Raw genomic sequence first — 12848 nt, 5'->3', positions numbered from 1 at the left:
TCGAAGACGAATTCGCCAAAAAAGGCTGGACGGCAGTGGGCGACCATGGAGTCACCTGGGACCGTTCATCCAGCTTTGAATCCCCCGAATTCTGGCTTCCTTACTTCATACAGCGTGTCTACACAAAAGATAATCCCGATAAAGGTCTAGCATTCAATATCCTATTTGATGGACTAGACGAAGATCGTCAAATCAAATATCCCATTCTGTCATGTGCAGTGGCAGAACGGAAAGATGGAAAGCCGCTGGTCAAATGTAATGGCATTATATCCGCAGGTTGGGAAAAGGAATCGTATTTATTAAGTGATCGCTATTCAAAACTATATCAAACGGATTATACAGATATAAAAATTACTAACTATTTCTTGTCGTTGGCCGAGATTACGAGTGAAGCAAAGGTAAGAGAGTTGGTTGTGGAGCCGTTGATGAAAATATATGAATGGAAACTTGTAGAGGGATTTTCCATTATTGACGAAGAGTCAAATTGTGCGAAGTATTGACTATACATTTTCACAAAAAATAAGCATGATTTTTAAAAAAATTCAAAAAAGGAATGGGAAAAAAATGAACAAAAATATGTTAGTTAAACTCAATAATTTTCAGGACGCTAGTATACCACATGGATTAAGTTGTATTGGAGAATCAGATTTGGAAAAATTATGAAAAATATTGAGTGATACCGCTTTTAGCCTTATTTTTTTGTGCCCATACTTTTTACAAAGGTGAAGGTGAAAATAAGGACAGTTATCAAAATGGTCATGCGATCTAAAATATCAAGTATCACGTGATCTAGGTGACAAAATATCAGTATAAAGTGCTGTGGAGTCAGATTGCTGTTCGATTACAAGAATTAATCCCGCAGGTTGTGAAGCTAGAGGAATCACTATTCAGCTAGGGAGTGTGTAAAGAACAAATTCACTTTGATCTCCTGTCCGCCCAGCCCGGCTGCTAGTAAAGTCATACAGTAACTGAAAGGACGTTCATCGAGGTTATTACAAGATGAATTTTCAAAACTGAAAAAAGTATTAGGGACAGCACTTATGGTTCAGAGGTTATTTTTGTGCGGCCGTCGGTACGGTGACCGATGAAATCATCCGTACTTATATTGTCAACCAATCATATAAAATCAAGGACGACATTTTCAAGATTGATGACTGAGTTCAGTCAGAATTCAGTGTGCATTGAGCACAAGGCCCTTCAGTACCCTTGATAATTATTTGATTAATGCGAGTCATCAATTGTATAATACTTGATTAAACTCTCGGATAAGATAAGCGAGGTTAGTACTTTTACGTTTTTTAGTTTCCAAAAGCGTGGTCTAAACCCACCGTCTTTAGACGGTATCCGCTTTTAGCCTTATCTTTTCATGTCCATACTTTTGCTAGAGGTGAAAAGTATGGACGGTTATCAGAAAAGCGGTCATGCGGTCTATGATAGCAAGTACCATGTGATTTGGGTGACCAAATATCGTTATCAAGTGCTGCGTGGTCCAGTCGCCGTTCGACTGCGTGAACTCATCCGACAGGGATGTGAAGCCCGTGGAGTCACAATCCTGCAGGGGAGCATAGGCAAGGAACATATTCATTTGCTGATTTCATGTCCGCCGAGCCTTGCACCGAGTAAAATTATGCAGTATCTGAAAGGACACGCATCTCGATTGCTTCAGGATGAGTGTCCAGAACTCAAAAAAAGGTATTGGGGTCAGCATCTATGGTCGAGAGACTATTTCTGCGCAACAGTCGGCAACGTGACAGAAGAAATCATTCGAAATTATATTGCGAACCAGTCAAATAAGGTCAAGAACGACATGTTCAAGATTGACAACTGAGTTCAGTCAACATTCAGTGTGCTATGAGCACAAGGGCTTTCAGAAGACTTCAGTCTTGAATGGCGACTTTAAGTCGCAGACATTTATGTCTGAACCCACCTGCTTTAGCAGGTGGGCGTTTAGTGCTCATCTTCAATATATCGGGAATTTAATAAATATCCAATCATTCCCTCAGCGTGACCGCGACTTTTTGAGTTAGTAATTTCAATGTAACGGAAGAAACAGTTTGATTTGATCCATTCTTTCGCTAATTCCGAGGAATTAATCTCAGGAAGACGATCATCATCGATTAAATACTTCTTCAATCTAGCTGTTGATAGGTTTCCTTGAAGGTGATTAGTGTAGAGTCTTCTTCTTAAATTCTTCGTACGACCAACATATAAAGTTTCTTGCTCTGTGAAAATAACGTAGACAGCTGTAAGATTTTCTTTCAAATGTGATGGCTTAAGCGTAGAAAAATGATGAATTTTGCTAGAAATAAGAGAATTAAGAAGCTGCTGAGCTTCTTTCAATTTGATTTCAATGGACGTCATGATGCACACCTCAACATTATTTTAAGGTTAGTTTCCAAATTCAGTGTCTTTACCCAAGGCCTTTAGCCTTATCGAGCGATATAACATAAAGAAGCGGCTGAACTCGCGTCGCATGTTCGTTTCATCAGAATCAGCCTTAGATGGAAAACTTTTTGTAAGTGTTGTTGGGTTGATCCTGCTTGCGTCTATTAAGAGAAAGATGCAGATCCAAAAGCTTTTCAAAGACTACACGATTCAAGCTTTATTCGATAAATTAGATGTGATTGAGGCTTTTGAATCCCCAGGCCAGGCACTAAGGGTGGGCGAAATATTGACCGCTCAGAAGGCTATTTATACGGCTCTAGATATCCCGATGCCTAGTGATGTGTAACGGGAATTAAGGCTACAGTGCACTAGTCTAGAATACTAAAATCTAAATTAACAATTATTTCTTCAAGACTTGATGCTGTTTTTTGAGAGAATCTTATGAGTTCTTCCCAAAATTCCCATCCGCTATCAAAAGTGTTTAAATCGCAAATATATCCGTGTTCATCAAGATATACTTCCGAAATAAACCTATATTTAGTCAGTAAAACTATATGTTTCCTTAATTCAATATTTGTCAAATTAGTAACAAGTTCAATTTCTTCTATTGGAATTATATATTGTGGGTAAGCTGCTTCTGATCGTTCAAGCATAATGACAAATATCTTTCTAGTGTTTGGTGTCAACTTTCTTAATCGACTTATCCATTGGTTGATTTCGTCAATGCAAAGTAGCAATTCATCTTCTGTGTTACCCCAATGTAATATCGTGTTCATTTTTGATAAAGTCTTAGGAACAACACTTTCTTGTAGTTGAGTTAAATCTTCAATAGAATGGACCAATTTTGATATGATGTTGCTGAATTTGTTTTCATGATCTTTTTTAATTTTTTTTAGTCTTTGGACAGTGTATTCATGAATGTTATTAGTTACTATATGGTGCTCATGACACATTAGAATGAGGTTACTAAGTTTTCTTCTATCTTCATTACTCATACTAGAATTAAATCTCTCACCACCTGGCATTGCTGCTTCAATGTGACATATTTGACCAACAAAGTTTCCATGTGAGTCAATCATTGGTCTGACGCATCCAGGATAGGCACACTGATTTCCTGATATCAAGTATAATTCGCGCAAAACTGAATTTTTCGGGGTAAGTCGTATCACTTTTTCGTCACTCATGAATGTTACCTCATTTTCTTGATTTTTACCTAGATACTCTTTTTAAGAGTTAACACTCTAAACTAGAATGTTATTTAAAGTATCTGTAATTTACTCTGCGATTAAAACAAATTGGGATTTTAATACTTAAGAAGCATTTCCTGGCGGTATGGTAATGGGTGTCTAAATTCATTGCTTAAATGTAACCTTGAATGGATCACCTTTCGCAATGAATTTACCGTCTATTAAATCATGAAGCTGCGCTTCTTCTAAAAAACCTCTTCGAAATGGGTGAATATGTCTGGAGTATTTCTTAGTTGGGAAACCTTTATCATTATACTTTTTTCCTATAAAGGCTTGACCTTTTGATTCTTCAACCCATTGGTAAATATCATGTATTAATTTTCGATATTCTGTTTTGTCATCGACATTGGGGATACCGCCAGTCGCTAAGAAAACATAGGTTGACTCTTTAATTGTTCGTTTTACCACTTTTAAATTGCTTGTAATTTCATTTTCATAAAAGGATAAAGAAAAACTTTTGACAGTTTGAATAACATTTTGAAGTTTAGCGGACTTGGGCTCATAAAAAGGTAATACATTTACGATAGAAATCGAACCGATTTCATATTTTCCAAAAAAGGAATACGCGATATCTATACACCTATTGACTGTGGCATCAGAAAAATTTTGATCAGCATCACTCGGGTTCATCAAGTAAAAAGTTAAATCCTTATCGTATTTATTATTTAACTCAATATGAAGATACTTTCGAGTTCCAAAAGCTTTATAACGATGGGTGTCACAAGTAATCGAACCTGCATTTTGCGTGTATTTTTTTGGATATTTAGGCATAATGTTTTTAGCCTCCTTTATGAAAAACAATTTTTAATCAAGATGGGAATACATCAGCCCTAAAAAGAAAGGCAAAAGTGGAGTCATCAAGATTAAACTGTTCTTTAGGCTCAACGCGGACAATCACTGATAATGGATTTTTCTTAGAATCGAATATATCAATTGTCATAGCTATGAGTTCTTCGATAATTTTGTCCGTTACATCATCCAAGTCATCATCTATTCCAACTTTACGTAAGACCAAAATGTCTTTACTCATTTTTGAATTTGTTCCATAAGTCGGACTTTTAAGAAGGTGTAAAGCAAATATTACAGCTCTTTCGTCAAATGTTTCATCTGGAAAAGAAGGACTTAACATACCTGCAATATTTCCGTTGTATGACATTTGAACCTTAGTGACACCGTATTTAGTATTTCCCCATTTTTCTTTTCCCCAGGCAACACGGTACTCTGCATTTTTTGGATGGCTACCTGTTGCAGGTATGAAGATTGCCCTAATTGCATCAAAAACTTGTGCCATTTTATCACACCCCCCCATTAGATTCAAACCAATGGTAACACACTAATAGAAAAATGTCGACTGTTACCTTCAAATTCAACTTTCCTCGCTTCGGAGAAGAGGATAAGCGATACGTGAAGATATTTGTGGTAGGTTACTATGTACATATTGTGGGACGGTTGCAGAAGCACATTATACTTCTTTAATTACACAACAGTTTTTCAATTGGGTAATCCATCGTTTATTGAAGAAACTAAAGCTTGAAACATCAAAAACGGCCTTCATGCCTTGTCAGATAAGGGAGTAATGCAAAAATAAAAGCATGAATAACGAACACTCGGCATAATTGAAGTACCAATTTCCAATTAATCGAGGTCGATTCATGCTATGAAAAGTATAACACGTAATGATCGTTCATCAGCCGGCATTTTAGATTCCGTCCTAACCTTTTTTAACCGATTTCATTTGGCACAAATTGCACGGGCCTCTCATGCCACCAAGACAAAAGGAGTACCTTTCCGTGTCCTGTTCTGTTATTTGCTCAGCACGATTTTTTCCAACAAGTCAACGTATCGCGATTATCTGAAGCATCGAAACCAGCTCAGCTTCTCGGATAAGACGTTTCGCAATTTGCTGAACAGCGGCAAGATCAACTGGCAAAAGTTCTTGATTCTGCTCTGTCGCCAAATCATTCGATTCATCGATCCGCTGACTGACTCGGCGCGTAAGAACGTGTTCATTGTCGATGATTCTATGTATGAACGCGCCAATGCGAAACACGTAGAACTAGCGGCGTTCCAGTTTGACCACGCCAAGCGCAGGCATACGCGGGGGTTGGGCTGGAGCGACGGCAACACGTTCCTGCCGGTCACCTTTTCCCTGCTTTCCGGCAAGAATCAGGTTTGCGACACAAAAGCGGATGCCCGGACACGGTCCGGGAAGCGAAAGCTTCAGGCTCAACGCAAAGGGACCGATGTCGCTCGGGAACTGATTGCATCCGCTCTGAATCAAGGCGTCCGCGCTTCGTACGTCCTGTTTGACTCATGGTTCTCAAGCCCAATGATGTTTCATCAGCTATGACAACTAAAACTTCATACGGTTGCCATGGTCAAGAAGTCTAAAAAAGCGTATTACCGGTTCAACGGTCAAATGATGGACGTCAAAGCCATCTTCAAAGCTCAGAAAAAACGTCGCGGACGGTCGCGCTACCTGCTTTCCACAATCGTTGAAGTCGTGGTCGAGGGAGAAGAACCATTTCCCCTGAAACTGGTTTATGTCCGCAGTCGCCGGAAGCGCAAAGAATATCTCGTGCTGGCGTCGACAGACACGCAGCTTTCTGAAGATGAGATCATCCGGCTTTACGGGAAGCGCTGGTCGATCGAGGTATACTTCAAAATGTGCAAGCAATATCTCCGACTGGCCAAATATCAGGGCTTATCCTATGATGGGATCTTTGCGCATACAGTCTGCGTGGCTATTGGCTATTGGCTATTCCTTGCTTGCGGTGCAGCACCGCGAACAGGAGGATGACCGTACCCTAGGCGAGTTGTTTTATCTCATGGTTGATGAACTTGCAGATATCACCTTTACCGAAGCGATTCGACAACTCATCGATCTGTTTCAAGAGGCCTTCGAGAATGAACCCGTTCTGTCTGAGAAAGTCCTGGATCAGATTATTGCACGATTTTTGGCCAAACTGCCGTCTAACTATCAGGAACAGCTGAAAAAAGTGGCAGACTGAGCTAATTTATTCAAGAATAACATAGAACCAGCAAAGGATTGGGACACTTTTCTATCTTTCAAGTTTTAGGAAGAAATTCAAAGCGACATGAAGGTGGGCATTGAAAATGCTCAACACATCATTTTTGCAGGATACTCGCTTCCTTCAGATGATTTTATTTATCGCAGCATACTTGCTGCTCGGCATAAAATGGGTAAAGATAAAGTTAAATTCTCTGTGATTGGTTATGAAGAAGGGGCAGCAGATAAGTGGTTGTATGATAAAGATATGCACCTTAATCAGACAAAGAAGGCTTCACCATTTATCCAAACATGCCAACGTGTTGCAGCTATATTTGGTGCGGAGAACGTACGCGGTTATGCACAAGGGATTCCTAATGTGTTCCTGACAAATGGACAAGCGGATAAAGGGAAAGTGGAAGAGATACTTAGAAAGTGGTAACTCAGGCAGATGAGTATACTGTTAAAAAATATGAAAAAATATCCTAGTCTACTAAACATCTTTTTCCTAATGACGATATATAGATTGTAAGGCGGTTGGGAAGGCGCCTTCCCGATTGCCAAAATACTATTCCACATGGACGTGGGAATTCACAATTCAAGGAGGAAACTATTTATGATTATCAATCACAACATTGCTGCGTTGAACACGCTCAACAATTTGAGCAAAAACACAGCAGCTACTCAGAAGTCTCTTGAAAAACTGTCTTCAGGTCTTCGTATCAACCGTGCCGGTGACGATGCTGCGGGTCTCGCGATCTCCGAAAAAATGCGTGGTCAAATTCGTGGGTTGGATATGGCTACAAAAAACTCTCAGGATGGCATTTCACTTTTACAAACAGCTGAAGGCGCGCTGAATGAGACCCATTCAATTCTTCAACGTATGCGTGAATTGGCGGTTCAGTCAAATAACGGAACGAATACACCTGATGATCTATCGGAAATTCAAAAAGAAATTGATCAGCTGAATTCTGAAATTACACGAATTGGTGATAAGACACAGTTTAATACAAAGAATTTACTTGATGGATCTTTAGGCGTCCAAGCAGCTGACGGTACGCAAACGATTGCTGGTTTACAAGCTGCGGGCATCACTGTTAGTACATCTGGAGTTGCATCTGGTGAAACCTTAACTTTTACTGTAGCAGCAAATAGTCTAACAATTGCTGGAACAAATAGTGGAGTTAGTCAAACATTATCCGTTGCAGATACAACTGATATTTCGGCAGGAACAACACTAAACTTTGATTCACTGGGTGTTTCGATTTCTTTTGGTGCTGATGCTAACTTGACGACTGTTGGTCTGGACACTAAAACTATCGAAACTACAGGTAACCAAATTAGTTTCCAAATAGGTGCTAATGAAAATACAACTCTTGATATTTCAATTGGCAATATGAAAGCTACTAGTTTAGGTGCAACTGCAGCAAATGCAAATGTAGCAAACGTTAATTCAGTGAATGTTTCGACAAAGACTTTTGATGATAATCTCGAAGTTATTGATGCAGCGATTAGAGAAGTCTCTGGCCAACGCTCCCAACTAGGTGCTTGGCAGAACCGTCTGGAATATACTATCAATAATTTGAGCACATCTTCAGAAAACTTGACGGCCGCTGAATCACGTATCCGTGACGTTGATATGGCTAAAGAAATGAGTAACTTCACGAAGAATAACATTCTGAATCAAGCTGCCCAGTCAATGCTTGCTCAAGCGAACCAACTTCCTCAAGGAGTTCTTCAACTTCTGAGATAAATTGATGGTAGCAGCTTGAAGTAACATTTAAAGTGATAGCAAAATAAAGACGAATCTCTGAGTTATTGGAGATTCGTTTTTATTTTGGTAAAAGTTTTCGCAAAGTTTGAGAACTGTTGAAACGAAAAAATAAGTCGTCTAAACTTTTTATTAATGATACCGATATTTAAGGTAGAAGAAAAGTTGCAGCTTTGGGAGGGCTGGACATGAGCGGCGATGTTTCACTTGATGTAGCTTTGCAGAATCAGAGCAATGGAAAAAATTCAATACAAAAGGATACACAAACCAATCAAACGCACAATCAACCGATTGGAAACCAGCAAATACAAGAGGAGAGAACCTATCCATCTTTTAATAAAGAACAACTGGATGATTTGGTCTCAGAAGCAAATAAGCTGTTAAATCCGGAATTGACAGAAATGCACTATGTACTCCATGATAAATTAAACAAGTATTATGTGCAGGTCGAGGATGTTAGAACACATCAAGTGATCCGGGAAATACCGCCGAAAAAATTTATGGACATGTACGCGGCAATTGCTGAAAAGTTAGGATTAATTGTTAATAAAAGAGTTTAATTAAGAGGTGAGCAGCATGGCGGATTCAAGTTCAAGCAGTGTTTCAATCGATTCAATCAATAGTATGATTGGGGCGACCAATACAAACCGAGTGAGCGGACTGGCAAGTGGCATTGATGTTGATAGCATTGTCGCTAAGCTAATGACAGCTGAAAGCCAGCCGCTTGTGCAGATGCAGCAGAATTTACAGTTGACAGAGTGGCAACGTGATGATTATCGTTCGATGAATACATTATTAAGCAACTTGCAGTCGGTTACTCAAAATATGAAATTGCAAGGAACATATATGAAAAAAAACGCAACATCCAGTAATTCAAGTATTGTTACTGCAACAGCAGGTGCAACTGCTGGAAATGCGTCAAATATGATTTCGGTTACACAACTGGCGACATCTGCTTATAACGTTGGGGGAGAAATAACATCAGAAGATGATTCATTTGATGCTGATGCAAGTCTATCAAGTCAGGCACCTAAGTTATCAGGTTCAATTGATGAAACCATTAGTTTCACTATTTCGACATATAACACGAGTGGAAATAAAATTGATAAAGAGTTTGACTTTCCGTCAAGTATGTCGCTAAATTCAATCCTTTCTGCAATTTCTTCATCGGGTATTGGTGTTAATGCATATTATGATTCTGCTACTAGAACAGTCTCAATGACACGGACGGATACTGGAGATTTGTCTGGATCTGCAACTGAAGGACATGCGATATATTTCAATGGAAGTGCTTTTTTAACAGATACGTTAAAACTGTCGCAGAGCGGGGAAACTCTGGGAAAAGATGCTGAATTTACATTAAACGGCCTATCGACACATCGTTCCACAAATACTTTTACTCTGGGTGGAGTTACCTACACCCTTCAAGGGGTGGGCTCGAATACAAGAGTTCAAGTTAATAATGACACGGATACGGTGTATAATTCCATAGCAGATTTTGTAAGTAAATACAACGACACGATCAAGCAAATCAATGATAAGATTTCAGAAAAACGTAATCGTGATTACGCTCCACTAACTGATGCTCAAAAATCAACCATGAAAGATTCTGATATCACGAGTTGGACAGATAAAGCTAAATCTGGAATGCTCGCTAATGACAGTATTCTAAGCGGTGCATTAAGCCAGCTGCGTACTAATTTATATACACCGGTAAATGGGACAAGCAACACAAATATGGATCAGTTGGCTGAAATCGGCATAACGACCAGCAGTGATTACCTTGATCATGGCAAACTGATCATTGATGAGGATAAACTGAAGCAAGCCATTAGTACCAATCCTCAGGCGGTCATGGAACTGTTTACAAAGACAGGTGATACCACCTCTGAACAAGGCATTATGCAGCGCTTGAATACAACCTTGAAAAATACAATGGATCAGATTGAGGATAAAGCCGGAAACACAAATATGGTCTATACTCAGTATTCAATGGGCAAATCAATTGACGATATGAATGATCGAATTGATGCCTTTAAGCTGCGTCTTCAGGATATCCAAACGCGATACTATACCCAATTCGATGCAATGGAGGCCGCAATTCAGCAGGCGAACAGCCAAGCTTCTTACCTGTCGCAGTTTACGAGTTCATGAGATTAGCCTTTTTTAGGAGGTTCAAAAAATGCAGGCAAGTGCATATAAAAGCTACCAACAAAATTCCGTATTAACGGCAACTCCGGGTGAGTTGACGTTGATGCTTTATAATGGATGTATTAAGTTTATTCGCCAAGGGAAATTGTCGATTTCAGAAGAAGACATAGAAGGTAAAAACATCTACATTCAAAAGGCACAAGCAATTATTCGAGAACTCATGGTCACCCTTGATCAAAAACAACCTGTATCCAAGAGTATGATGCAAATGTACGATTATATGAATCGTCGATTGATTGAAGCGAACATTAAGAATGATACGGCAATTCTTGATGAAGTCGAAGGATTTGTCGCTGAATTTCGTGATACGTGGAAGCAAGTCATTGAAATCACGCAGAAGAATCAACCGAAGCGGGATCGAGCCTAAGATGGTTTTACAGGAGATTTATGATCAGACGGTTGCGTTGGATGAATTGATTAAGGGGTATGAGCGTGAGGATCGCGATGCGTTTATCGAGAAGTTGCAACAGCTGCTTGACGCGCGAGAAACGCTTTTGAAGGGATTGCCGGATCACTGCAATGATTCGGATCGTCAGATTGGACGAGAGATTGAATCGATGAATCAACGGATTGATCAATCGCTTCAGTTGATTAAGCAAGAGATTACGAATGACATGAGCCAATTCCGACACAGAAAAAAGACGGTCAATCGCTATCGCAATCCATATAGTGGCCCGACTAAGGACGGCATGTTCTTGGATAAGCGGGAGTAAATGTCACTGCTGAGGCGGTGATTTTTTATTTTTCACCAATCGCCCATTTTTTCATACACTAAGTTCATTGATTCGTTATTGATTTTTCTCCAGATAAACAAATCGTCCACCCGCTTGGATTAACGGATGGACGATCGGGTACTGAATTCTGGATTCTATTTAGTCGGCAGCTACGGCTGCTTTTTCGGGTTCTGTATTCAGACTTGCGAGGAATTGCAAGTAATTGTAGGTGGATTCTTTTTCGTCTTCATTGAGCTTTTCGAACAATTCAATGATTTCTTCTTTTTTGACTGACATGGTCAAAACCCCTTTTATGAGATATGGTCACCGTCGCACTTATACCCTTTGCGTTATGAATCATATACGTGTTGAAGTGTTAGATAGTCTGACACTAAATTCATGATTTGATTAAGGAAAATGTTGGACAACTTCGTGTGAATTGCCGCATTATTATTTCCTGTTTGCGTTATCATTATATGTGCTATAACAGGCAGCGTCAATACAATGTAGCGCATTTGACGCCTGTATTTCAATTGGAATATTGCATATGATTGATACCTATTTTGCATGAATTTGATAGCAAGTTTAAAAAGGCTGGTTTTGTCGAAAATAGATAAAAGAAAGCGGTTGTTGTAAAACTATTTTGATGTTTGGGAAGGAATTGGGATGGGAATAGCGAATGTATATAGTATTGAAGGGAGGCTTTCTCATGGATATTATTATTCGCGGGGAAAACATCACAGTGACATCATCTTTGCAGGATTACGCAGAGAAAAGAATCGGCAAGTTGGAAAAGTACTTCAATGCACCTATTGAAACGAGCGCGCGTGTGAATTTGCGTGTTCATAACAAAGAACAGGTCGTTGAAGTAACGATTCCGCTGCAAGGCCTTCTCCTGAGAGCTGAAGTAGGCGAGGAAGATCTCTACACAGCGATTGATCTGGCTGTTTCCAAGCTTGAGCGTCAGATCAAAAAGCACAAAACGAAACTCAACCGCAAGAACCGCCAAGGTGCGAAGCAGGCGTTACAAAATGCAGGCAGCACGGTAACGAAGACGGTTGAAGATGAGGAAGCGCTTGATGTTGTTCGTAAGAAGCATTTTGTGTTTAAGCCGATGACGGTTGACGAGGCGATCCTACAGATGGATATGCTTGGTCACTCCTTCTTCGTTTTCAATAATGCGGAAGATGATTCGACCGCGGTTGTGTATCGCCGCAAAGACGGACGGTTTGGATTAATCGATCAAGAATAACGAAAAATGATTGACTATACAGCTGGGGGGAGATTCGCACACGCGAATCTCCCCCTTTCGGATTCTTGGCTGTGCACACGCGCAGGCTGCTGCACTGAATTCGGAATTCCGAGCAGCTCATTTGCTTAAGCTGCTTTTTCCGAGACGGTTTTCTTGGCATTCGTTTTGCCGTATAATGGAAGCTGTTGGAATTTGCCTAATAGAACTGGCGTTGCCCCGAAAAAGGGACTTTGCGGGCGAACGTATGGATGAGGGTGAA

General features: G+C 39.9%; 14 protein-coding genes and 3 pseudogenes. 12 read left to right on the top strand and 5 right to left on the bottom strand.

Features of this window, described 5'->3' with window-relative positions; genetic code table 11:
• The 3 genes and pseudogenes from ABWW58_RS06110 to tnpA form a co-directional block, all read left to right on the top strand.
• A partial coding sequence (locus ABWW58_RS06110; protein WP_353868293.1) for a hypothetical protein occupies positions 1–500 on the top strand: 500 nt, incomplete at its 5' end.
• A 568-nt stretch (positions 501–1068) separates the two neighbouring features.
• Positions 1069–1158, top strand: a pseudogene (locus ABWW58_RS06105) (hypothetical protein); the annotation flags it as partial.
• A 238-nt stretch (positions 1159–1396) separates the two neighbouring features.
• Positions 1397–1828, top strand: coding sequence for an IS200/IS605 family transposase (gene tnpA / locus ABWW58_RS06100; RefSeq protein ID WP_353868292.1), 432 nt, complete (start codon positions 1397–1399; stop codon positions 1826–1828).
• Positions 1829–1947: 119 nt separating this feature from the next.
• Here the strand turns inward: tnpA and ABWW58_RS06095 are convergent, their stop codons facing one another.
• On the bottom strand, positions 1948–2361 hold the full coding sequence (locus ABWW58_RS06095) for a GIY-YIG nuclease family protein (protein WP_353868291.1): 414 nt from the start codon (positions 2359–2361) through the stop codon (positions 1948–1950).
• A gap of 82 nt (positions 2362–2443) precedes the next feature.
• Between ABWW58_RS06095 and ABWW58_RS06090 the strand changes: the two are divergent.
• Positions 2444–2731 (top strand): annotated as a pseudogene (locus ABWW58_RS06090) (IS1634 family transposase); the annotation flags it as partial.
• Positions 2732–2753: 22 nt separating this feature from the next.
• On the opposite strand, the gene ABWW58_RS06085 reads toward ABWW58_RS06090, so the two are convergent.
• The 3 genes from ABWW58_RS06085 to ABWW58_RS06075 all read right to left on the bottom strand — a co-directional run bounded on the left by ABWW58_RS06085 (position 2754) and on the right by ABWW58_RS06075 (position 4923).
• Complete coding sequence (locus ABWW58_RS06085; RefSeq protein WP_353868289.1) at positions 2754–3569, bottom strand: hypothetical protein; 816 nt, start codon at positions 3567–3569, stop codon at positions 2754–2756.
• 168 nt (positions 3570–3737) lie between these two features.
• Complete coding sequence (locus ABWW58_RS06080; protein ID WP_353868288.1) at positions 3738–4403, bottom strand: DUF1643 domain-containing protein; 666 nt, start codon at positions 4401–4403, stop codon at positions 3738–3740.
• Between the two features lie 37 nt (positions 4404–4440).
• Positions 4441–4923 carry a hypothetical protein gene (locus tag ABWW58_RS06075; RefSeq protein WP_353868287.1) on the bottom strand — a complete coding sequence of 161 codons (483 nt, stop codon included), beginning with the start codon at positions 4921–4923 and terminating at the stop codon, positions 4441–4443.
• A 366-nt stretch (positions 4924–5289) separates the two neighbouring features.
• Between ABWW58_RS06075 and ABWW58_RS06070 the strand changes: the two are divergent.
• From ABWW58_RS06070 to fliT, 7 genes and pseudogenes are all read left to right on the top strand, one after another.
• Positions 5290–6643 (top strand): annotated as a pseudogene (locus ABWW58_RS06070) (IS4 family transposase).
• 87 nt (positions 6644–6730) lie between these two features.
• Positions 6731–7084, top strand: a complete 354-nt coding sequence (locus ABWW58_RS06065; protein ID WP_353868286.1) for a hypothetical protein — start codon at positions 6731–6733, stop codon at positions 7082–7084.
• 174 nt (positions 7085–7258) lie between these two features.
• The gene (locus ABWW58_RS06060) at positions 7259–8395 is read left to right on the top strand and encodes a flagellin N-terminal helical domain-containing protein (RefSeq protein ID WP_353868285.1); all 1137 of its coding nucleotides are present in this window, start codon (positions 7259–7261) and stop codon (positions 8393–8395) included.
• A gap of 206 nt (positions 8396–8601) precedes the next feature.
• The gene (locus ABWW58_RS06055; RefSeq protein ID WP_353868284.1) at positions 8602–8973 is read left to right on the top strand and encodes a flagellar protein FlaG; all 372 of its coding nucleotides are present in this window, start codon (positions 8602–8604) and stop codon (positions 8971–8973) included.
• Positions 8974–8989: 16 nt separating this feature from the next.
• Positions 8990–10567 (top strand): flagellar hook-associated protein 2, encoded by a 1578-nt coding sequence (locus ABWW58_RS06050; protein WP_353868283.1) that lies wholly within the window; start codon positions 8990–8992, stop codon positions 10565–10567.
• 28 nt (positions 10568–10595) lie between these two features.
• Positions 10596–10991: a flagellar export chaperone FliS gene (gene fliS / locus ABWW58_RS06045; RefSeq protein ID WP_353868282.1), complete on the top strand. Its 396-nt coding sequence runs from the start codon at positions 10596–10598 to the stop codon at positions 10989–10991.
• A gap of 1 nt (position 10992) precedes the next feature.
• Complete coding sequence (gene fliT, locus ABWW58_RS06040) at positions 10993–11337, top strand: flagellar protein FliT (protein ID WP_353868281.1); 345 nt, start codon at positions 10993–10995, stop codon at positions 11335–11337.
• A gap of 159 nt (positions 11338–11496) precedes the next feature.
• Here fliT and ABWW58_RS06035 read toward each other — a convergent pair whose 3' ends face one another.
• Positions 11497–11634 (bottom strand): hypothetical protein, encoded by a 138-nt coding sequence (locus ABWW58_RS06035; RefSeq protein WP_353868280.1) that lies wholly within the window; start codon positions 11632–11634, stop codon positions 11497–11499.
• A gap of 412 nt (positions 11635–12046) precedes the next feature.
• On the opposite strand from ABWW58_RS06035, the gene hpf reads away from it, so the two are divergent.
• Complete coding sequence (gene hpf, locus ABWW58_RS06030; protein ID WP_353868279.1) at positions 12047–12589, top strand: ribosome hibernation-promoting factor, HPF/YfiA family; 543 nt, start codon at positions 12047–12049, stop codon at positions 12587–12589.
• Positions 12590–12848: the final 259 nt, after the last annotated feature.

It is taken from the genome of Sporolactobacillus caesalpiniae (genome assembly GCF_040513385.1).
Taxonomy (GTDB): domain Bacteria; phylum Bacillota; class Bacilli; order Bacillales; family Sporolactobacillaceae; genus Sporolactobacillus.
Note: the sequence above shows the minus strand (reverse complement) of the source record. Positions and strands in the feature narration are given on the sequence as shown.

Coding starts and splice junctions, on each gene's coding strand:
- fliT (WP_353868281.1), top strand. CDS start 10,993: ATGGTTTTACAGGAGATTTATGATCAGACGGTTGCGTTGGATGAATTG.
- ABWW58_RS06050 (WP_353868283.1), top strand. CDS start 8,990: ATGGCGGATTCAAGTTCAAGCAGTGTTTCAATCGATTCAATCAATAGT.
- fliS (WP_353868282.1), top strand. CDS start 10,596: ATGCAGGCAAGTGCATATAAAAGCTACCAACAAAATTCCGTATTAACG.
- hpf (WP_353868279.1), top strand. CDS start 12,047: ATGGATATTATTATTCGCGGGGAAAACATCACAGTGACATCATCTTTG.
- ABWW58_RS06060 (WP_353868285.1), top strand. CDS start 7,259: ATGATTATCAATCACAACATTGCTGCGTTGAACACGCTCAACAATTTG.
- ABWW58_RS06075 (WP_353868287.1), bottom strand. CDS start 4,923: ATGGCACAAGTTTTTGATGCAATTAGGGCAATCTTCATACCTGCAACA.
- ABWW58_RS06080 (WP_353868288.1), bottom strand. CDS start 4,403: ATGCCTAAATATCCAAAAAAATACACGCAAAATGCAGGTTCGATTACT.
- tnpA (WP_353868292.1), top strand. CDS start 1,397: ATGGACGGTTATCAGAAAAGCGGTCATGCGGTCTATGATAGCAAGTAC.
- ABWW58_RS06085 (WP_353868289.1), bottom strand. CDS start 3,569: ATGAGTGACGAAAAAGTGATACGACTTACCCCGAAAAATTCAGTTTTG.
- ABWW58_RS06055 (WP_353868284.1), top strand. CDS start 8,602: ATGAGCGGCGATGTTTCACTTGATGTAGCTTTGCAGAATCAGAGCAAT.
- ABWW58_RS06095 (WP_353868291.1), bottom strand. CDS start 2,361: ATGACGTCCATTGAAATCAAATTGAAAGAAGCTCAGCAGCTTCTTAAT.
- ABWW58_RS06035 (WP_353868280.1), bottom strand. CDS start 11,634: ATGTCAGTCAAAAAAGAAGAAATCATTGAATTGTTCGAAAAGCTCAAT.
- ABWW58_RS06065 (WP_353868286.1), top strand. CDS start 6,731: ATGAAGGTGGGCATTGAAAATGCTCAACACATCATTTTTGCAGGATAC.